This window comes from Pontibacter toksunensis (assembly GCF_042686245.1).
In the GTDB taxonomy this organism is placed as follows: domain Bacteria; phylum Bacteroidota; class Bacteroidia; order Cytophagales; family Hymenobacteraceae; genus Pontibacter; species Pontibacter toksunensis.
The window spans coordinates 77,731-97,149 of record NZ_JBHUOX010000013.1 but is presented as its reverse complement, the minus strand read 5'-3'; the positions used below and the strand labels follow the sequence as shown (position 1 = coordinate 97,149).

Sequence of the window (19,419 nt, the reverse complement as noted above, 5' to 3'; positions counted from 1 at the left end):
ATAGTGTAACCAAAACTGATAAAGCTATGCAAAACAACAATGAAACCACGGTAAATGTTCTTCAGGAACTGAACCAGTTTGTAAATGATAGAATAGAAGGCTATAAGCATGCTGCCGAGGCTACAAAGAATCCGGCGCACCAGTCTTACTACAAAGACCTGGTAAATGAGAGCAACATGTTCTCGAACGAGATAAACAGAAACATCAGCAAATACGGTGGTGAAAGACAAGAGAGCACCACTGCAAAAGGTAAAATATTCAGAGGGTGGATGGATGTTAAGTCAGCCGTAACCGGTAGTGATGAAGAGTCTATCATAGAAGCGAACTTAACCGGAGAAGAGTGGGCGCAGAAAGCCTACAACGATGCCCTTGACCATAGGGCTGAGCTGCCTGAGAGTATTGTTCAGATGGTAGAAAAGCAAAAACAAACCTCACTGACTACCTGTGAGCGACTCCGGCAGATGAAAAAAACTGTAGACTAACCAAATAAAGAAAGTAATAGAAGGGGTTGCCAGCAATGGTAACCCTTTTTGTTTTTAACTGGTAGGGTAAGAAGCACCTCCGCCTAATAACATAAAAGCCACAGAGAGATGAAGAACATATTATTTTTGGGAGACAGCCTAACTGCTGGCTACGGCTTGCCTGCCGCGCAGGCTTACCCAAGCCTGATACAGGAGATGCTGAAGGAGAAGGGGCACGATTATAAAGTAATTAACGCGGGTCTGAGTGGTGACACGACCTCCGGAGGTGTTTACCGGATAGACCGCTGGTTAAACGAGCAGGTTGATATTCTGGCGCTGGCGCTGGGAGCAAACGATGGTCTGCGGGGTATACCTACCCGGGAGACAACAAAAAACCTGCACGAAATAATACGAAAAGTACGGTTGAAGAACCCTGAAGTGAAGATTATACTCTCCGGTATGGAAATACCCGATATCGTGCCCGGCATGTACGCAGCAGAGTTCAGGAAACTGTTCCGGGAACTGGCGCTGAAGGAGAACGTCTCCTTTATCCCCTTTCTGCTGGAGGGAGTGGTGGGTAACCGCTACCTGAACCTGCCGGATGGGATACACCCAAATGCAGAGGGGCAGAAACTACTGGCGCAGCATACCTGGAAGGTGCTGGAAGAGCTACTCTAGTGAAAGGTAAAACAACAATGGCGAAGGAATGCTTCGCCATTGTTGTTTATGTTTACTATTGGTCTCCAATCCGAGCCCCGGAGCTCTCATCCGGGTTGGCTCTAACACCTGCCGGCCTATCGTACTCCTGCATAAAATCCTGCGTCTTGGCTTGTTCCATCTGTGCCTGTAATTCTTTTCTGGTATTGCGTGCCCATAAGCTGAAGGCAGATGCCTCTGCTTCTTCCACGTCTTTCAGCGAACTGTCAAACTCATCGATTGCATTCTCCTGCGCATCAGCCAACTCCTCCCAATACTTGTTATTAAACTCACTGGCTTGTGTCCCGCGCAGTTCTTCTACGTGCTGCAACTGGTCTTCTTCCATCTGTTGTGGTAGTGTGAGGTTGTATTGCTGCGCTAACTCCTGTAACTCCTGCTGCTTTGTAGTGTACCAGTCTACCAGTTGCTGCCCGTATTGCTTTATCGGGTCGGTGGTACCCTGCTGTGTTGCCAGGCGACCCAGTTCTATCTGCAGCATGTTGTTGCGTGCCGCAAAAGCCATTAAGTCCTGCCTGTCCTGTGTCAAGGTAGAGTCAATGCCGGCTACTGTGGGGGTTCCTGTTATATCTGTTTCCTGCTCGTTTGTGCCTGAATCGCCGCAGGAAGCAAAGGCTAACATTCCTGCCAGAAAAGCGGCGGCTATCTTCATCTTTCTCATAGTGTTTATTTTCATTAAGTAGAAAAACAAGTTATATACCTGATGCATACGAAACTACCGCAATTTGTTTGCTGAACGGCTTAGCGTCTCCATTTTCGGACAGGCTACTTATTCATAAAATTGGCAGTCTTCAATTTAGGATTGTAGTGAAGTATACCAGATGGGCTTGGGCTTATACCAGATAGGCTTGGGCTTAAAACAGAAGAGCCTGCCCTTTTTAAGGCAGGCTCTTCTTATAATTAAATTAGTGCATCTTAATAATAGATGTGCTCACCTCTGTTTTTCTGGAAGTGGGTTTCGAAGTAACGTGCATCTTCTGCGTTGTGAGGTCTGAAACCAAGCACAATGTTACCTTCTTTCACACCTGACTCGTAAACTTTAGCACGCTCTTCAGGAATACCTGCGCCTACCAAAGCACCAATCAGACCACCTGTAAGACCACCAGCACCAGCACCGGCAAGACCTGCTGCCAGCGGACCGGCAACTACAAGGCCTAAGCCTGGAATAGCCACTGATGTACCAATGGCGGCTACCGCACCAACAATAGCACCAAGGGTACCACCAATTGCGGAACCGGCACCTGTACCTTCAAGGGACTTGTTACCAAGTTCTGTTGTGTCGTCTTTATCCTCGCCTGCGAAATGGCGCTTACGAGCGTCATCCGACATTACTACATTTATATCATCTTTATCATAGCCACGTGCTCTTAACTCTTCATAAGCGCGTTCTGCACTTTCTCTGTCAGGAAACATCGCGGTCATCATACCTGCATCATCTGTTCTGTTCATAGTTTTGTTTTTTAGTTCGGTTTATTAGTTCATAAGGAGGTGAAAGCGCAATTATCTAGCTTTCCCTGCCCCTTATCTTAACGGTGTCAGTCGGCTATGGTTACATTTTGGGTTTTAAGCTTAAGCTACCTGTCGTTGTTTTGCGGCGGGACAAGTACTTTGTCTACCACATGAATGATACCGTTGGAAGCCTGTACATCGGGAGTTATAACTCTTGCTCCACCCACTGATAAGACAGCACCGTCTTTGGTGACAATTACTTCTTCGCCCTGTGCTGTTTTCATGGGCATGTTATGTTGCATTTCAGCAGCACTTATTCTGTTTGGGAGCACGTGAGCCTGTAAAATGCGGGTTAGCTCCATTTTAGCGGCAGGGTCTTTCAGGCTTTCAACTGTGCCTGCCGGAAGAGCGGCAAAGGCCTCGTTGGTTGGGGCAAAAACAGTATAAGGAGCCGGGCTTTCCAAAACAGTAACAAGATCAGAGGCGCGTATCAACTCCAGAAAAGTAGACAGATTCGGATTCTGCTGCACCAGCGCCACAATGTTCATGTTTCGGCCAATCTCGTTGTTAGCCGATACGTTATTGTCTCCTGTCCGCTCCGCCGACATGTCTGTGTCTGGGTCCATGGGAGCCTGCGAGCCGGACTCATTTTCGGTGATCCCGGCTTCGACAGCGGTGCCTGTGGTATCCATGGTAGAGTCTGAACTGGCGCAGCCATAGCTCAAGACAGCCGTTGCAGCTACTAACATTGTTTTTTGGATTGTTCTTTTCATAAAGGTTGTTCTCGTGTGGTTTAGTTAAACGGGCAAAGGCTCAAATCTGTTCTTAATGTCTGCCCTGAGTTGAAGTAAGTGTGGGAGGTAGCAAGCTGGTGAAGCTAAACTTGAAATACAGTAAGGAGAATTTGCCTCCTGAAGGTGCCGTTGCGGTTTTGCTTTCAGAGCACTGGGGTAACAACCGTAGGGGCCTTTTACAGCCTCCGGAATTAAAATGAGATGAGTATTAAAAAGAAGAGCTCTCCCTGTGCAGGAAGAGCTCTTCTTATGTCTATCTGTTTATCCAGGATTAGTATCCTATACCAGCACCGCCTTCAACGGCTACCTGGTCTGGTAGAATTACACTGTCAACAACGTGAATAAAACCGTTAGAGGCTTCTATGTTGTTCTTTACAATACTGGCACCACCTACTACAACGTTAGTACCGTTCATAGTTACATCAATCGGGATATAACGATCTTCAGTTAACTGGATACGCTGTGTTGTGTTAAACTGCAAAGAGCTTACTTTGCTTGGTAGCACGTGGGCCTGAAGTACCTGCATTAACTGCGCCTTGTTCTCAGGCATCAGCAGCATCTCCAGCTTCTGTCTATCCATTTTGGCAAAAGCCTCATTAGTAGGGGCAAAAAGCGTGGCTTCGTTCAGTCTGTTAATGTCCTGTACGAGGTCTGCATACTCAATAAGCTTTACAAAAGTGGAAAGGTTAGGGCTCTTTCTGGCCAAATCCATTACATTGAACTGCTCGGTATCAGCAACGTCTTCGTACATCTCATCAAGCTCTACCGGGTTCTCCATAGGGAGAGCAGCAACTGCTATAGTAGCAATCGGAGCTACAATTTCTCTTTCTATTATGAGGGCTTTTACTGTACCAGCATCTGTAGTGGTAGTGGCATCAGCAGCGGTACCTGCCATAGATTGTGTCTCACTCATTGTGGTAGACGTATCCATTGCAGTAGTGTCATTCATTGTGTCATTTGATCCAGCACAGCCAAAAAGCATAATGGCGGCAAATGCTGTAGGGATTATTGTTCTCTTTTTCATAGTTATCAGTTTTTTTAAGTTCGGAAGATTAATGCAATCTAAATTGATTGTATAAAATCTATTTACTTATTATTATAACTGATTCTAAATGAAAATGTTAAGGTATGGGGGTGATTTTTAGCTGCTGCTAAGGGGGTAATTTTAACCTTCACTAAAGGGTTTCAGGGTCTTACTAATTAATTATACACCTTCACTACAAAAACGTAATCTTTAAGCTTTTTAAGCTGCTGTGGTCTGTTTTGGTCTGAAAGTGCATTTTTCTGTGGTAGAGAGAGTGCAATTGCGGCCGAAGTATCTGATTTCGGTAACTCATTGATCATCTGCAATAAATACGCAGATTTAATGGCAAAAGCTGCACCTTCCTGCCCGGCCTGCTTTCCGCTGATCACACCTATTAAATTGCCTTTATCATCCAGCAGCGGTCCGCCGCTGTTACCCGGGTTAAGGGGTATGGATATCTGGTACGCTGTCGTGTCACCCTCAAAACCGGTAGCGGAACTCAAGGCGCCTTCTCCAAACACAATGTCCTCACGCGGATATCCCAAAGTATACACTTTTTCTCCTAAGTCTGATTCTGCCGTTTTGAAGGTATAAGGCAGTTTGCCAAAAGAGGTGAACGAAGGATCAGATACTTTCAGGATAGAGAGGTCGTGAATCTGGTCACGGTAAATCTCTACAACTTTATACTTCTGCCCGGCCTCGTTTTCTATCAGCACAGAGTCAGCACCTTCTACTACGTGTGAGCTGGTCACAAGATAGCCGTCTGCATTGATGGCAAAGCCTGTACCGCTGAAAGCAGCAGGACGAGGAGCTGGTTTAGTGGCATCGTTGATGCCATTGATGATAGCCGTCTGCGTTTTCTTGAGGAGTTCTACTTCGCGGCGCAGCTCTACATAGCGTGCTGTTTGCTGGCGCACGGGCGCCTTCAACTGCTGCACGCTGAAGAGTGTACCCAGCACAGAAAGCATTGAAACGCTGGCGGCAACGGCAACTGTCTGATAGTGGCGGTTCCAAAACACCTTCCACCCGGCTGGTATGGCCGTAGTCGCAGCTGCAGTAGTTTCGCTCTCCATTTCTGCATGGATGCGGTTCAGCTGCAGCTTCAGCGACTGGCGCTTGCCAAAGCTGCGCATGGTTTGCAGCAGTTTCCTGTGCTCCCGTACCTGCTCTGCCAGGCGCACATCCGTGCGCAACAGCACTTCAAAAGCTGCTTTTTCGTCGGCAGCCATTTCATTGTTCAGGTAGCTCTCTATTTGCTCGTAAGCGCGGTACTCTAACATCTTTGTTTCCTCTGTGGCCTTGTGCAGGCCTGGTAAAGCTAACCCTTATACCTCGGGCTTATAGGTGGCAAAAAAAAGTTTTTTCAGGCGTTGCAGGCACTTATACTTCTGGTTTTTGGCTGTATCAGAGTTGGTATAGCCAAACTTCTCTGTAATATCCTGCATATTCTGCATCCTGATGTAGTAATCCTCCAGCAAAGACCGGCAAGGTTCTCCTAACTGCTCCAGAGACTCGCCCATTACCCCGAACTGCCTTTCCTGCTCTTCGTGGTGCTGCGTATCTTCCTCCACAGGAAGGAAAGACTCTGAGTCCTCCACTTTTACTGCATACCTTCCTTTCTCAGCCAACCGCTTTAGCCATAGCCTGCGGCATACGGAGTACAGGTACGTTTTTATCTGGCAATTCAGTTCAAGCGTGTTTCCCCTTATCTTCTCATAAAACACGATAACACCTTCCTGGTAAATGTCTTTCGCCTCGTCGTCGGTTCCAGAGTTATTTAAAATAAGATGCGATATCATTGGGAAGTAAAGTTTGTACAGGTAGGCCAACGCTCTCTCATCGTCGCGCCGGATGCCATTTATTATCGCCTCATCCGTCTCATACAAACTCTTCTTCATTCCAGTCAATTTTAATACGTTTGGGCCCCAAATGTAACCCTCTGAAAAAAAATAATTTTAATTTTTTGAAAAAGCTGGGTTACCTATCGCCGGTTCCGGTATGAAGTTCAAAATCGAAACCAAAACACTTAATCACAAACGCAAAATGAAAAATTTATTCAAATTCGCTTTCGTAGCTCTTGCTCTTACTGCTTTCACTGCTTGCAACGAAGAAGCAACAACTGAGGCTGAGGCTGTTGAAACTGAGGTTGTAACTGAAGAAGAAGTTGCTCCAGTTGAAGAAGTAGCCCCTGCTACTGAAGAAGTTGTAGTTGACTCAACTGTTGTAGTTGAAGAAGCTCCAGCTACTGAAGTTCAGTAATTTTAGCAGGAACTACTGCGAATAGCATATAGTTCTAAAACACACAGAAGGGCCCCATGCGGATATGCATGAGGCCCTTCTGTTTTTATCTGATATCTGAAAAGCGCCTGTCTTTTATTCACCCTGTTAAGCCGGGAACCGGTAAAAAACAGACGCCTTTTGTATGCTTCTTAGAGTTGTGATAGCTGCTAGCGCTGCTTTGCAAGCTTGCGGCGCTCCATCTCTTTTTTGATGAGGTTAAACTCGCGGCTGCTTTGACCGGCAATGGCAGTGTTCTCGTTAGCCCTGCGCAGCAGGTAAGGCATTACCGCTTCCACAGGTCCGTAAGGTACATACTTGGCAACATTGTAGCCCGCCTTGGCCAGGTTGTAAGAGAGGTTGTCGCTCATACCATACAGCTGCGAAAAGTAAACGCGCGCATCACCGGGCGCAATGTTGTGTTCTGCCATCAGCTCCATCAAAAGATAAGAGCTTTGCTCGTTATGGGTACCGGCACAAAAATATATCCGGTCTATATGCGCTACACAAAAGCGCAGCGCATCATCAAAGAGTTCATCAGAGGCTTCTTTGGTCGGGTTGATTGGGTCTGGATAGCCTTCTGCCTGCGCGCGTCTGCGCTCTTTCTCCATATAAGCTCCACGCACCAGCTTAGCTCCCAGATAGTAACCATCCTTTACGGCATTGGCATAGTCGCGTTGGATTACCTCCAGGCGGTCGTGGCGGTACATCTGGTAGGTGTTGTAAACAATGGCCCGCTCTTTATTATACAGCGCCATCATCTCATAGGTCAGGTTATCTATGGTCTCCTGAATCCAGCTCTCTTCTGCATCTATAAACACAGGCACATTAGACTCAAAACAACGCTGGCAGATTGCATTTACACGGTCGCGGCCTCGCTCAAATGCGGCACGCTCCTCTGCGGTCAGTTCCTGCCTCGTCTGTACTTTCTCCAGCAGGTTTATATCTACCAAGCCTGTTACCTTGAACACAGAAAAAGGAATCAGCTTGTGGCCTTTGGCTTTGTCTACTGTGCGCAGGAGTTCGTCGCGGGTAGCGTTAAAGCTTTTTTCGTCTCCTTCTCCCTCTACAGAATAATCCAGTATGGTGCCAATGTTGTATTGGCTTAGCTCCCGGATGGCCCGCTCTGACTCTTCAATGGTTTCGCCGCCACAGAAGTGGTTAAAGACGGTTTTTTTGATGATGAATTTTACTGGTAGATGTAGATCTAAGGCAGTGTTCAGCAGGGTGCCACCTGTTTTCACGAGGAAGTTGCTGTTCATCATTTTAAACAGCAGGTACAGCTTGTACAGCTCTGCGTCTGACTTCGAATAGAATGCAATAGCTGTGTCTTCGAAAGAAACGTTGGTAACAGTGTTCATGTACATAAAATTAGTGCTGCAAAGATAGCGGTTCAGCTACAGAAACAATCATCTTAATAAGCTGATATCTGGCAAAAAAGCTGCTCCAAGCCCGCCTTTCGCCTTAAAACGGCAGGTAGTAACATCGCGTTATGCTTCAAGTGCTTAAGGGCATGATGATACTTTTTTCCCCTCAGCCGTCATACGCAGATCTCTAACCTGCCCGTAAGCCGGTTGCCTGTAGCGGATAGGTGCAACAGAAAGTAAGTGTGGGGTGGAAAATAGTACCACGTTTTGCATGACCCATGAAGCTGATCAGGACCTGTTTCTGACACTTAATCTTCTCTTTCAGACTGAAAGTTCGTCGGTAGCTACTATATTGCGCTTGCAGCATGCCTGGCAGCGGCCATTATGGCTGAGCAAAACAGGCTGCTTTTGAGTGTTAATGACAGTTAAAGCATACCACTACTGTGACAGAGACGATACACATCGGAAATAATGCACTGCAGGAGCTAACCATATTGCTGCAGAACCGTGCCTTTCATAAAGTGGCGGTGCTGGTAGACGAGCATACTTTAGCGCACTGCTACCCGCAGCTTAAGCAACACCTGCCTGCCCATGAGCTTATCCAGATAAAGAGTGGGGAGGAGCACAAGACGCTGCAAACCTGCGAGACCATTTGGCAGCGCATGACGGAGATGCACCTGGATCGCTGGTCGGTGCTGGTAAACCTAGGCGGTGGGGTGATAGGGGATATGGGCGGCTTCTGTGCAGCGCTCTTCAAACGCGGAATATACTTTGTGCAGGTGCCTACCACGCTGCTGGCGCAGGTAGATGCCAGTGTGGGCGGCAAAACTGGTGTTGATTTTCATGGCCTGAAAAACCACATCGGTGTGTACCAGGAACCACAGGCTGTATTTATTCACCCCACTTTTCTGGAGACACTTCCGCAGCGGCAGCTAAAGTCCGGCTATGCCGAAATCATCAAGCACTGGCTGATTGCAGATGGAGAAAAGTTCGAGGAGCAGCGGCACATCGGTATCATGACAGATGACTGGGAGGAGCTGATTCGCCATTCTGTCGCGATCAAATCGAAGGTAGTGGAAGCGGATCCGCTGGAGGGCGGCTTGCGGAAAATCCTGAACTTCGGGCATACCATCGGACATGCCGTGGAAACGTACCTGATGGGCCAGCCAGGCCGTGAGATTTTACATGGTGAAGCCATTGCCGTTGGAATGGTGTGCGAAGCCTTTCTGTCGGTGAAGAAGGAGCTGCTATCCGAAGAAGATTTAGGAAAAATTGAGGTGTTCCTGGAGACGATTTATGAGAAGGTGGTGCTGAAGCCCGAAGATGTTGAGAAGATAGCTGTACTGGCGCTGCAGGATAAAAAGAACTCTGGCTTCGCCATTAACTGCACCTTGTTACGGGGCATTGGCCACGCCGTCTACAATCAACCTATCACGCTCCACGACATCGAGGAGTCATTACGCTACTACGAATTACTATGATATCATCAAAAAACCTTACCTCCTTTACGCTGACCCATCCAACGGGTATTCTGAACGGAAGTATAAAATTGCCTGCATCCAAAAGCGAGGCAAACCGTGCGCTTATCATTGCAGCATTGTCCGGGAAAGAGTCAGAATTGCACAACCTGTCGGAGGCCAACGACACACAACTGCTGCAGCGCCTCCTGAAAAGCGATGCTGAAACAATTGATGCGGAAGATGCAGGTACTGTGATGCGCTTTCTGACGGCATACTATGCTGTAACTGGCCAGCAAAAAATATTGACCGGAACAGAGCGCATGTGCCAGCGCCCTATCAAAGTGCTGGTGGAGGCGCTGAAAGAGTTAGGTGCCAGCATCGAGTACCTGGGAGAGGAGGGATATCCTCCCATGAAAATGAGTGGCTTTAACGGGAATGGCAAGCGCAACCTAAAAGTACGGAGCGATATCAGCAGCCAGTACATCTCTGCGCTGCTGATGGTGGGGCCCCTGCTGCCGGATGGCTTGGAACTGGAACTGGAGGGAAAAATAGGTTCCCGGCCATACATTGAAATGACGCTTTCGCTGATGCAGCATTTTGGTGTGTCTGCATCATTTGAGGGGAATACGATTACAGTGCCGCACCAGCAGTACAAAGCGGCTACCTTTCAAGTTGAGTCTGACTGGTCGGCGGCAAGTTACTGGTATAGTCTGGTGGCGCTGGCTAAAGAGGCGGATATTACGCTGCTCGGCCTGAAGGAAAAGTCTTTCCAGGGCGACCGCGCCATTGTGGATATCATGAGCCGCCTGGGGGTATACACTTCTTTTGTGGAAGGCGGCGTGCAGCTAATCAAGAAAGAGCATGAGCGCCAGGTATCCTATGACTTCTCCGACTGCCCGGATTTGGCGCAAACCATTGTGGCACTTTGTGCGGGTTTGGGTGTGACGGTAGAGATGACAGGCTTAGAGAGCCTCCGAATCAAAGAAACAGACCGTATTCAGGCGCTGCAGCTGGAGGTACTCAGCATTAACTCCTCCATGCAGGAAATATCGCCAAACGTTTTCCGCTTAGTGCCAGGCATCATCACCAAAGACAGGCTTTCCTTCCGCACCTACCAGGACCACCGGATGGCCATGGCCTTTGCACCGCTGGCACTCCTGGAGCCTGTGCAGATACAGGAGCCAAGCGTGGTGCGAAAGTCTTACCCGCGCTATTGGGAAGACCTGGAGAAAGTAGGATTTAAAATTGAGCATGAACAGTAAAAGGCGCTTATACGGAGATGCCAGCCTGATTGAAGAGCAGCTCAGCCAAATGCAACTGATGGAAGAAGCTGCCGGCGGTTGGGCTGCTGTATACAAGCACAAAGACTCCGGCGCTTTCTGGATGAAGTGCTATGCTACCGCCGCCGCAGAGGGTGGCGGCTATCTGCTTTTGATAAAGCTGCCTTTGCCGACAACAGCTGAGCTGATAAAAACTGCTGTGCATACGCCTTATGAAGATGAGGCTGTGGCTGCCGTGTTTCGCTTGCTCGATGAGGAGAAGATAGAGCATAAGGACTTCAGGCTGCCGTTAATAGAGGCCTTGGAACAACTGCCGTTGGAGGACCTAATCATGGAGCAAAAGAAACGCATCGAAAGAATCGTTACTCTTTCTGCTTTAGCTGAGCCTGATAACAAGCGGGAAGTGCTGCGCAAAAGTGCCGTCGAGGTGCAGCAGGATGCCGCTTATTTCAAAGAAGTTTCCGATAGAGCGAAGCAGTTGTTACAGGGGTTGAAATAGCCTTATCATGTCTGCTGTCGCAAGTTTAGCGCAGTGTAACAACATTCTTCTTTAGGCTCTTTCTATAGCTTTGTCTAAGCTGCTGTAGCCACGGCTTATCCATCGACTTACTAACAGCCTTTTCCATCTTGTTTTCTGTGCTCTCTAGGCCGAGAGGCCTCGTCTTCGGGCATCGCGCTGTGTATATTTCCTGCCTTGCGGCTGCCACTAGCGTGGCACCGGAAATTTACAAGGCGCTCAACCCAAAGACTGGATACACATTCACTCCGTGCCGGCAAATTATAATATTACGTTTTATAAGTAAAGCCACAACAATGAAAAAAGCGCTTTGCAAATTTAAAAAGCAGGCTCCCCTCCTTTGACAAGGAGGGGCAGGGGTGGTTGGACCCGGTACATCAGGAAAAGTTGGTACTACAGAGAAAGTTTGATGTAATTCGGTATGGGTTGCATTAAACTTGCCTAAACTTGCGACACTAAAGCGAGTCTAGAAACCTGCACCCACTCTGCATCATGGTATAGATTCCCGCGCCAGGGCTTAGGGGCTAGGCCTATGGAAGCTCCTGCTTTACCTCCTCAATTACCTGCTGCAGATAGGCTGGTGCATTTATTAGCCTGCTGCCGTACCAACTGAACATTTCACCGTCAACAATTTTTATTACCGCCTGCGGGCAAAGTTCCCGGAATTCTGCCACATGCTTTTCCTTGAACGGGTATGGCTCTGAGGATAGTAGTATGAATTGCGGATTTGCCTGTTGCAGCTGTTCTGGAGTGATTTCAGGGTATCGTGCCAGGTCTGAGAACACATTCTGGAAGCCGCAGCGTTGCAGCATATGGTCTATGATGTTGTGGCTGCCCACTGCCATGTAGGGCTTGCGCCAGATAAAGTAGGCAGTGCTGATGAGTGGCTGATTGGGTTGCAGGGAAGAAAAGCCTGTGCTTATACCCTGCATCAGTTCCTGTGCTCGGGCCTCGGTGCCTGTTAACTGCCCCACCTGCTGCATCATCTGCAGGGCATCATCTAAGGTATAGATATCGCTCATCCAGACCGGGTACTTTTGCTGCAGCTGCTCTATGCCTTCCTTGTAGTTTTCTTCCTTGTTACCAACAATCAGGTCTGGCTGCAGTTCAGCAATGGCATCGAACCGGAAGTTCTTGGTGCCGCCAATGATGGCCTTCTGCTTTACCTGTGGCTCCGGATGGATACAGAACTTCGTTACACCAATGATGCGATCTCCTAGACCTAAATCAAACAACAGCTCCGTTTGGGACGGCACCAGCGAAATAATACGCTGCGGTAAGTCCGGCAGCGTAACCTCGTAGCCCATCTGGTCTTGGAAAATCAACTGGTATAGTTTGAGTAATAAAGTTTAATTATGCTGTGTGCCTGCCTATACTTCCTGGAAGTACAGGCGCTTGTATTCTTTTGTACCCCAAAAAGGCACGAACGCCTTAAACGTTTCGCGTATGGTGAGGCCTACGGATATTCTACGGATGTTAATGACGATGACCAGGTGTATGATCAGCGATACAAGTATAAAAGCAGTGACGCGCGGATCTTCTTTTGGCCTGCTCAGGTAAATGGCAAGTACAACCCATGGCAGAATCATCAACGTCCAGAACATGTATCGGTGCATTGGCTATACCTCTAAACTGCTAAAAGGCAGGTTCCCTGAATATAAAAACCTCCGTGCTTTTGAAGCTCCGGAGGTTTCATTTATTTGTATCAACATTAGCTCAGGTAGCGGAAATCCTGCTTGTCCTGAATTTTGAGTACTGTTTCGTAAATCATCTTAATCACGTTGTCCACATCATCTTTATGCACGGTTTCCACGGTAGTGTGCATATACTTCAGCGGAAGTGAGATGAGTGCGGAGGCCACACCTGCATTAGAGTAGGCGAAAGCATCTGTATCTGTGCCCGTGGCACGTGAAACAGCCGAACGCTGGAACGGAATTTCCTTCTCTTTGGCTGTATTAATAATCAGGTCACGCACGTTGTTCTGCACAGCCGGTCCGTAGGCAATCACAGGGCCTTTGCCACAGTGAATGTCACCGCTGGTTTTCTTTTCGTACATCGGCGACTGTGTATCGTGGGTAACGTCTGTGATGATGGCTACATCCGGTTTGATGCGGTGCGCTATCATTTCAGCACCACGCAAACCAATTTCTTCCTGTACTGCATTCACAACGTAAAGGCCAAACGGAAGCTGGTTGTTGTTCTCCTTCAGCATACGCGCGACTTCTGCAATCATAAAGCCACCAATGCGGTTATCCAAAGCACGGCCCACATAGTAGCGGTCGTTCATCACCATGAACTCATCCTCAAATGTGGCGACGCAGCCTACATGAATGCCCATTTCTTCTACTTCCTCCCGGTTTTTTGCACCGCAATCCAGGAACACGGTTTCAATGGTTGGGGCCTTGTCATTCTCCACCTTGCGCACATGAATGGCGGGCCAACCGAATACGGCTTTCACAATGCCTTTGGAGGTATAAATGTTCACACGCTTGGACGGCGCTATCAGGGCATCAGAGCCGCCGTTGCGCTTCAGGTAAATGTATCCCTCTGCTGTAATGTAGTTCACAAACCAGGAAATCTCATCGGCATGCGCCTCTATGACAACTTTATATTCTGCCTCCGGGTTAATAACGCCGACCACAGTACCGTAAGTGTCAGTAAAGTAACTGTCGATGTAAGGCCTTACATACTCCAGCCAAAGTTTCTGCCCTTCTGCTTCAAAGCCGGTAGGAGAGGAGTTGTTCAGGTATTTCTGTAAAAAGTCGAATGATTCTGGTCGCATAGGTGTGTGTTAGCAGTTTGGGTTGTCAGGAAACAGAAAGATAGATATTTATGTACGTACATTTTACGTTTTTTTATTCACATACATAAATTTTAAAGTGGAATGTTACCGTGCTTCTTTCTAGGCAGTGAAACTGCTTTGTTTTCCAGCATTTTAAAAGCCTTGATCAGTTTGGAACGCGTGTCTGCAGGCATAATTACTTCATCTATAAAGCCCCTGTGTGCAGCACGGTAAGGTGTGGCAAATTTCTTCTTGTATTCCTCTACTTTCTCAGCCAGTTTAGCCTCCGGATCCTCGGCTGCGGCAATTTCGCGTTTAAAGATGATTTCGGCTGCTCCCTGCGCACCCATCACCGCAATCTCTGCTGTTGGCCAGGCAAAGTTCATATCGGCGCCAATGTGCTTTGAGTTCATTACATCGTAAGCGCCACCATAAGCCTTGCGCGTGATAACCGTAATGCGCGGAACGGTAGCTTCGCAGAAGGCATACAACAACTTCGCACCGTTTGTGATGATGCCGCGCCATTCCTGATCTGTGCCCGGCATGAAGCCCGGTACATCTTCCAGCACCAGCAGGGGCACATTAAAGGAATCGCAGAAGCGGACAAAACGTGCTGCCTTGGTGCTTGCGTTTATATCCAGTACGCCGGCCAGTACGGCAGGCTGATTACCCACAATACCGATGCTGCGGCCTGCTAAACGCGCAAAACCAACGACAATGTTCTCACCGAAATTCTTGTGTACTTCAAAGAAAGATTCGTCATCAATAATGCCTTCAATTACTTCGCGAATGTCGTAAGGCTGGTTCGGGTTCTCAGGGATAATCGTGTCAAGGATTTCCCTAGTCTCATTGCCGGAAGATTCGTATGGCAGGGACGGTGGGAGGTCCTCGCAATTCTGCGGGATGTAAGAAAGCAGCTTTTTAATGTACAGGATGCACTCAGCTTCGTTGGCACATGAAAAATGTGTAACACCGCTTTTTGTGCTGTGGGTGCTCGCACCGCCAAGCTCCTCCGATGTTACTTCTTCATGCGTTACCGTTTTCACCACGTTCGGACCGGTCACGAACATATAGGAAGTGTCCTGCACCATCATAATAAAATCAGTGATGGCAGGAGAGTAAACCGCACCACCCGCACATGGCCCCATGATGGCTGAAATCTGAGGAATAACGCCGGAAGCCAGTGTATTTAGATAGAAAATATCAGCATAACCGCCCAGCGACACAACGCCTTCCTGTATACGGGCACCGCCGGAGTCGTTCAGCCCTATCACAGGAGCACCGTTTTTCATGGCAAGCTCCATGATTTTTACAATTTTCTCAGCATGTGTCTCCGAGAGAGAGCCGCCGAGAACGGTAAAATCCTGGGAGAAAACATAGACCTGCCGACCGTTGATGGTACCGTATCCTGTTACCACACCGTCACCCAGGTAGTACTGTTTATCAAGGCCGAAATCCTTTGAACGATGCATTACAAACTTGCCGATCTCTTCAAAAGAGTTCTCGTCCAGGAGCAGGTGAATGCGCTCACGTGCTGTTAGTTTCCCTTTCTTGTGCTGTGCATCTATTCTGTCTTGTCCGCCGCCAAGAAGCGCCTCCGCATTTTTACGCTGCAGCGCCTCTATTTGGCTTTGCCTGATTTCTCCTGCCATGTATAAGTGTTATAACTCAGATATATTATGAAATTATTATTTGTCAAATTTAAAAACTCTACAGCGAAATCTTGTACAGTTGTATCATTTTTTCAATATAGCTGCAATTGTGTGCCCCGTGCTGTACAAACAGGCAAAAAAATAAGGGCTGCCCTTGCAGGCAGCCCTTATAACTGTACTTCAAATTGTTTACTCTTTGTCTTTAGACTTATCTGAATCAGAAGACTTGGTTGGCTCTGACAGATCCTCGTCAGAAGCGCTTTTGGCTTTTTTGCTGTTGCTCTTCTTCGAGACGAAGGTCAGCTTCTCGTCGCCTTCCTTATAGTCTACCATGATGACATCACCCTGGTTAACTTCTGCCTTTAGTATCTCCTCCGCAATCGGGTCTTCGATATATTTCTGAATGGCGCGGTTCAGCGGACGTGCACCATACTTTGGATCATATCCTTTCTCGGCCACAAAGTCTTTTGCCTCTTTCGTAAGCTCGATGGTATAGCCAAGAGACTCTACACGTGTAAACAGCTTGCTAAGCGACAGCTCGATGATCTTGTGCATATCCTCACGGTTAAGCGAGTTGAACACAATCACATCATCCAGACGGTTCAGGAACTCCGGAGAGAACGTCTTCTTCAGCGCGCTGGCAATCGTGCTTTTCATGATATCGTCTACGTTCTCCTGCTTGCTTTTAGACATGAAGCCGATACCGGCTCCAAAGTCCTGAAGGTCACGGGCTCCGATGTTCGAAGTCATGATGATGATGGTGTTACGGAAGTCAACCTTGCGGCCCAATCCGTCTGTCAGAATACCATCGTCCAGCACCTGTAACAGCAGGTTGTACACATCCGGGTGCGCTTTCTCGATCTCATCCAGCAGCACCACAGAGTATGGCTTGCGGCGGATTTTCTCGGTCAGCTGGCCACCTTCTTCGTAACCCACATATCCCGGAGGCGCTCCCACCAGGCGGGATACACTGAATTTCTCCATGTACTCACTCATGTCGATACGCACCAGCGAGTCTTCCTTATCGAACAGATAGGTAGCCAGCACTTTGGCAAGCTCTGTTTTACCAACACCTGTCGGGCCCAAGAACACAAAGGAACCTATTGGCTTTTTCGGATCTTTCAGACCCACACGGGTACGCTGGATGGCTTTCACCAACTGGCCGATCGCTTTGTCCTGGCCAATTACTTTGCCTTTCAGTTCTTCGCCCATGTTCAAAAGCTTCACGCCTTCTTTCTGCGCGATACGCTTCACAGGAATACCTGTCATCATGGCAATAACTTCTGCCACATTTTCCTCTTTTACTGTGTAGCGTCTTTTCTTTGTCTCTTCTTCCCAGCTTTTCTTGGCAGAATCCAGCTGGTCGATGAGCTTCTTCTCCTTATCACGCAGTTGGGCAGCCTCTTCATACTTCTGGCTCTTCACCACGCGGTTCTTCTCTACCTTTATGTTCTCAATCTGCTCTTCGAGCTTCAGGATATCATCCGGCACAATAATATTGTTGATGTGCACGCGTGCTCCAGCCTCGTCAAGGATATCAATTGCCTTGTCCGGAAGGAAGCGGTCGCTCATGTAGCGATCACTCAGCTTCACACAGGCTTCGATTGCCTTGTCTGTATAGTTCACGTGGTGGTGATCCTGGTACTTGTCCTTAATGTTGTTCAGGATCTCGATAGTCTCTTCTGGTGTAGTAGGGTCTACCATCACAATCTGGAAACGACGGGCCAAAGCACCATCTTTCTCGATGTACTGGCGGTACTCATCCAGGGTAGTCGCACCGATGCATTGAATCTCGCCGCGTGCAAGCGCAGGCTTGAACATGTTAGAGGCATCCAGGGAGCCAGAGGCGCCACCGGCACCCACTATAGTATGAAGCTCATCAATGAACAGGATCACGTCCGGGGACTTCTCCAACTCGTTCATCACGGCCTTCATACGCTCCTCAAACTGACCACGGTATTTTGTACCGGCTACCAGGGAGGCAAGGTCCAGCGTAACCACACGCTTGTTAAACAGCACGCGGCTTACCTTTTTCTGGATAATGCGCAGGGCAAGACCTTCGGCTATAGCTGTTTTACCAACACCAGGCTCGCCAATCAGGATCGGGTTATTTTTCTTGCGGCGGCTCAATACCTGTGCCACACGCTCAATTTCTTTTTCACGACCAACTATCGGGTCCAGTTTGTCATCCTCGGCCAGTTTTGTAAGGTCGCGGCCAAAGTTATCGAGCACAGGTGTGCGTGATTTTTCGCCTGCTTTCTTGCTTGTGCTGCCTGAGCGTGAAGACGAACTGCCGAATAACTTGTCAGAATCGTCAGAATCGTCAGTGTCTGACGACGCAAGTGGATTATTGCTGTGATAATCCAGGGAATCTCTTATTGCTTCGTAGTTCACGTTGAATTTCGCTAAAATTTGAGAAGATATATTGTCTTCATCCCGCAGGATGGATAATAAGAGGTGCTCCGTGCCTATAATATCACTCTTGAAGATCTTTGCCTCCAGGTATGTTATTTTAAGCACCTTCTCGGTCTGCTTTGTGAGCGGGATACTGCCGGTTATGTTGCTGCTCTGTGTTGCTGTATTTCGTGTAGCCTGCTCTAAAGCGTACTTTAACTCATCTATCGAAACCCCAAGCTTCTTAAGCAGGGCAATGGCAGTGCCTTCTCCTTCCCGAATCATGCCCAGTACCAAATGCTCGGTACCGATATAGTCATGACCGAGCCGAATCGCTTCCTCACGGCTGAGTGAGATAACCTCTTTTACTCGGTTTGAGAATTTTGCTTCCATGTATACTATACTCCGTGTAATCTTAAAAATCTGATTAATTGTAACTGAATGAGGCTAACAGGTAAAGCCTACTCTTTTAAACAAGCCGTGACATGCAAATGTTCAGTTTGTTGGCCCTACTACTGTAGGTAAGAAAGTGATGCGGGCCCCTGTGTAAACAACAAATCAATTATACTAAGGTCTGATGCAAATTGTTTGCCAAATACTTGCGTATAGGGTTTTACGTGCAAAATGTCAGGATAGATTTTAGGATGTAGCCTATTTCTTAAATCCAATACGTTATTGGCGTGCTCTGCATAGTAAGCCTCTGTATAAATGAGTGGCTTGTTCAGCTTTAGTAATTTAAGATAAAGCTGCAACAAATCCTCGTTGAGCTGAAATAAATATTTTGGCTGCCGTTCATACACCGCTTTCAGGTAGTCGCTGTAGAATTCAAAATAGGGCGCACGCCCGTATGCCGCCTGTATCGTGCGCCAGTGCACATTGTACCACTTCTGGCTGTAGTCTATTTCAATATCCGTAATCAGGGTTTTGTTTTTGCTGCCGCCCCGAACAACCGGAACGCTCAGCGGCTGCACGCCCTGCGCTGTGAGCACATGGCAGCGGTTGCGGTAACTTTGTTTTATATAATTTTCATGCCGCTCCACCATCAGACCTTCGGAGCGGACGGCATGCCAGAAATAGGAAACTGGCGGGTTGTACTGGAATTCGGTAAGAAGGATCAATTTGAGTTAGAAAGTATGGGAGTTAAAGGGTTTAGGAGTTAGTATTTGGTTTTGGCGCATGACCTCAAACTTTGATATTGTCTCCATGGCCTTTCTATACGTCGTGATACGTGTGTCGTGATACCTGATA

The 19,419-nt window shown here is 47.9% G+C and carries 19 protein-coding genes; 6 read left to right on the top strand and 13 right to left on the bottom strand.

From position 1 onward, the window contains the following. Positions 1-26: 26 nt before the first annotated feature. Positions 27-482, top strand: a complete 456-nt coding sequence (locus ACFS7Z_RS16895) for a PA2169 family four-helix-bundle protein (RefSeq protein WP_377487049.1) — start codon at positions 27-29, stop codon at positions 480-482. Between the two features lie 108 nt (positions 483-590). Next, complete coding sequence (locus tag ACFS7Z_RS16890) at positions 591-1,139, top strand: arylesterase (RefSeq protein WP_377487047.1); 549 nt, start codon at positions 591-593, stop codon at positions 1,137-1,139. Between the two features lie 55 nt (positions 1,140-1,194). Here the strand turns inward: ACFS7Z_RS16890 and ACFS7Z_RS16885 are convergent, their stop codons facing one another. From ACFS7Z_RS16885 to ACFS7Z_RS16860, 6 genes are all read right to left on the bottom strand, one after another. Beyond that, positions 1,195-1,836: a DUF4142 domain-containing protein gene (locus ACFS7Z_RS16885; RefSeq protein WP_377487044.1), complete on the bottom strand. Its 642-nt coding sequence runs from the start codon at positions 1,834-1,836 to the stop codon at positions 1,195-1,197. 254 nt (positions 1,837-2,090) lie between these two features. Continuing rightward, the gene (locus tag ACFS7Z_RS16880; RefSeq protein ID WP_377487041.1) at positions 2,091-2,624 is read right to left on the bottom strand and encodes a hypothetical protein; all 534 of its coding nucleotides are present in this window, start codon (positions 2,622-2,624) and stop codon (positions 2,091-2,093) included. 125 nt (positions 2,625-2,749) lie between these two features. Then, positions 2,750-3,397: a fasciclin domain-containing protein gene (locus ACFS7Z_RS16875; RefSeq protein ID WP_377487039.1), complete on the bottom strand. Its 648-nt coding sequence runs from the start codon at positions 3,395-3,397 to the stop codon at positions 2,750-2,752. Between the two features lie 292 nt (positions 3,398-3,689). After that, positions 3,690-4,442 carry a fasciclin domain-containing protein gene (locus ACFS7Z_RS16870; protein ID WP_377487036.1) on the bottom strand — a complete coding sequence of 251 codons (753 nt, stop codon included), beginning with the start codon at positions 4,440-4,442 and terminating at the stop codon, positions 3,690-3,692. 176 nt (positions 4,443-4,618) lie between these two features. Further along, positions 4,619-5,722 carry a S1C family serine protease gene (locus tag ACFS7Z_RS16865; RefSeq protein ID WP_377487034.1) on the bottom strand — a complete coding sequence of 368 codons (1,104 nt, stop codon included), beginning with the start codon at positions 5,720-5,722 and terminating at the stop codon, positions 4,619-4,621. Between the two features lie 45 nt (positions 5,723-5,767). Further along, positions 5,768-6,340: an RNA polymerase sigma factor gene (locus tag ACFS7Z_RS16860; RefSeq protein ID WP_377487032.1), complete on the bottom strand. Its 573-nt coding sequence runs from the start codon at positions 6,338-6,340 to the stop codon at positions 5,768-5,770. Positions 6,341-6,485: 145 nt separating this feature from the next. Between ACFS7Z_RS16860 and ACFS7Z_RS16855 the strand changes: the two genes are divergently transcribed. Then, positions 6,486-6,701 (top strand): hypothetical protein, encoded by a 216-nt coding sequence (locus ACFS7Z_RS16855; protein ID WP_377487029.1) that lies wholly within the window; start codon positions 6,486-6,488, stop codon positions 6,699-6,701. Between the two features lie 188 nt (positions 6,702-6,889). Here ACFS7Z_RS16855 and ACFS7Z_RS16850 read toward each other — a convergent pair whose 3' ends face one another. Continuing rightward, positions 6,890-8,080, bottom strand: coding sequence for a proline dehydrogenase family protein (locus ACFS7Z_RS16850; RefSeq protein WP_377487027.1), 1,191 nt, complete (start codon positions 8,078-8,080; stop codon positions 6,890-6,892). Positions 8,081-8,529: 449 nt separating this feature from the next. Here ACFS7Z_RS16850 and aroB point away from each other — a divergent pair, with 449 nt between their 5' ends. From aroB to ACFS7Z_RS16835, 3 genes are read left to right on the top strand one after another with little or no spacing between them, the layout of a single operon-like run. Beyond that, a complete protein-coding gene (aroB, locus tag ACFS7Z_RS16845) occupies positions 8,530-9,567 on the top strand; it encodes a 3-dehydroquinate synthase (RefSeq protein WP_377487025.1) in 1,038 nt (345 codons plus the stop codon). Next, positions 9,564-10,808: a 3-phosphoshikimate 1-carboxyvinyltransferase gene (locus ACFS7Z_RS16840; protein ID WP_377487023.1), complete on the top strand. Its 1,245-nt coding sequence runs from the start codon at positions 9,564-9,566 to the stop codon at positions 10,806-10,808. Before aroB ends, ACFS7Z_RS16840 begins: the two co-directional genes overlap by 4 nt. Further along, positions 10,798-11,325, top strand: coding sequence for a hypothetical protein (locus tag ACFS7Z_RS16835; RefSeq protein WP_377487020.1), 528 nt, complete (start codon positions 10,798-10,800; stop codon positions 11,323-11,325). Before ACFS7Z_RS16840 ends, ACFS7Z_RS16835 begins: the two co-directional genes overlap by 11 nt. Before the next feature lie 548 nt (positions 11,326-11,873). Here the strand turns inward: ACFS7Z_RS16835 and ACFS7Z_RS16830 are convergent. From ACFS7Z_RS16830 to ACFS7Z_RS16805, 6 genes are all read right to left on the bottom strand, one after another. Continuing rightward, a complete protein-coding gene (locus ACFS7Z_RS16830) occupies positions 11,874-12,650 on the bottom strand; it encodes an ABC transporter substrate-binding protein (RefSeq protein ID WP_377487227.1) in 777 nt (258 codons plus the stop codon). A gap of 63 nt (positions 12,651-12,713) precedes the next feature. After that, a complete protein-coding gene (locus tag ACFS7Z_RS16825) occupies positions 12,714-12,959 on the bottom strand; it encodes a hypothetical protein (RefSeq protein WP_377487017.1) in 246 nt (81 codons plus the stop codon). Between the two features lie 95 nt (positions 12,960-13,054). Beyond that, positions 13,055-14,125 carry a M42 family metallopeptidase gene (locus ACFS7Z_RS16820; protein WP_377487014.1) on the bottom strand — a complete coding sequence of 357 codons (1,071 nt, stop codon included), beginning with the start codon at positions 14,123-14,125 and terminating at the stop codon, positions 13,055-13,057. Positions 14,126-14,217: 92 nt separating this feature from the next. Next, positions 14,218-15,777 (bottom strand): acyl-CoA carboxylase subunit beta, encoded by a 1,560-nt coding sequence (locus ACFS7Z_RS16815; protein WP_377487011.1) that lies wholly within the window; start codon positions 15,775-15,777, stop codon positions 14,218-14,220. Between the two features lie 189 nt (positions 15,778-15,966). After that, complete coding sequence (locus ACFS7Z_RS16810) at positions 15,967-18,564, bottom strand: ATP-dependent Clp protease ATP-binding subunit (protein WP_377487008.1); 2,598 nt, start codon at positions 18,562-18,564, stop codon at positions 15,967-15,969. Positions 18,565-18,683: 119 nt separating this feature from the next. Next, positions 18,684-19,289, bottom strand: a complete 606-nt coding sequence (locus ACFS7Z_RS16805; RefSeq protein WP_377487004.1) for a WbqC family protein — start codon at positions 19,287-19,289, stop codon at positions 18,684-18,686. Positions 19,290-19,419: the final 130 nt, after the last annotated feature.

Coding starts and splice junctions, on each gene's coding strand:
- ACFS7Z_RS16895 (WP_377487049.1), top strand. CDS start 27: ATGCAAAACAACAATGAAACCACGGTAAATGTTCTTCAGGAACTGAAC.
- ACFS7Z_RS16890 (WP_377487047.1), top strand. CDS start 591: ATGAAGAACATATTATTTTTGGGAGACAGCCTAACTGCTGGCTACGGC.
- ACFS7Z_RS16885 (WP_377487044.1), bottom strand. CDS start 1,836: ATGAGAAAGATGAAGATAGCCGCCGCTTTTCTGGCAGGAATGTTAGCC.
- ACFS7Z_RS16880 (WP_377487041.1), bottom strand. CDS start 2,624: ATGAACAGAACAGATGATGCAGGTATGATGACCGCGATGTTTCCTGAC.
- ACFS7Z_RS16875 (WP_377487039.1), bottom strand. CDS start 3,397: ATGAAAAGAACAATCCAAAAAACAATGTTAGTAGCTGCAACGGCTGTC.
- ACFS7Z_RS16870 (WP_377487036.1), bottom strand. CDS start 4,442: ATGAAAAAGAGAACAATAATCCCTACAGCATTTGCCGCCATTATGCTT.
- ACFS7Z_RS16865 (WP_377487034.1), bottom strand. CDS start 5,722: ATGTTAGAGTACCGCGCTTACGAGCAAATAGAGAGCTACCTGAACAAT.
- ACFS7Z_RS16860 (WP_377487032.1), bottom strand. CDS start 6,340: ATGAAGAAGAGTTTGTATGAGACGGATGAGGCGATAATAAATGGCATC.
- ACFS7Z_RS16855 (WP_377487029.1), top strand. CDS start 6,486: ATGAAAAATTTATTCAAATTCGCTTTCGTAGCTCTTGCTCTTACTGCT.
- ACFS7Z_RS16850 (WP_377487027.1), bottom strand. CDS start 8,080: ATGAACACTGTTACCAACGTTTCTTTCGAAGACACAGCTATTGCATTC.
- ACFS7Z_RS16840 (WP_377487023.1), top strand. CDS start 9,564: ATGATATCATCAAAAAACCTTACCTCCTTTACGCTGACCCATCCAACG.
- ACFS7Z_RS16835 (WP_377487020.1), top strand. CDS start 10,798: ATGAACAGTAAAAGGCGCTTATACGGAGATGCCAGCCTGATTGAAGAG.
- ACFS7Z_RS16830 (WP_377487227.1), bottom strand. CDS start 12,650: ATGGGCTACGAGGTTACGCTGCCGGACTTACCGCAGCGTATTATTTCG.
- ACFS7Z_RS16825 (WP_377487017.1), bottom strand. CDS start 12,959: ATGCACCGATACATGTTCTGGACGTTGATGATTCTGCCATGGGTTGTA.
- ACFS7Z_RS16820 (WP_377487014.1), bottom strand. CDS start 14,125: ATGCGACCAGAATCATTCGACTTTTTACAGAAATACCTGAACAACTCC.
- ACFS7Z_RS16815 (WP_377487011.1), bottom strand. CDS start 15,777: ATGGCAGGAGAAATCAGGCAAAGCCAAATAGAGGCGCTGCAGCGTAAA.
- ACFS7Z_RS16810 (WP_377487008.1), bottom strand. CDS start 18,564: ATGGAAGCAAAATTCTCAAACCGAGTAAAAGAGGTTATCTCACTCAGC.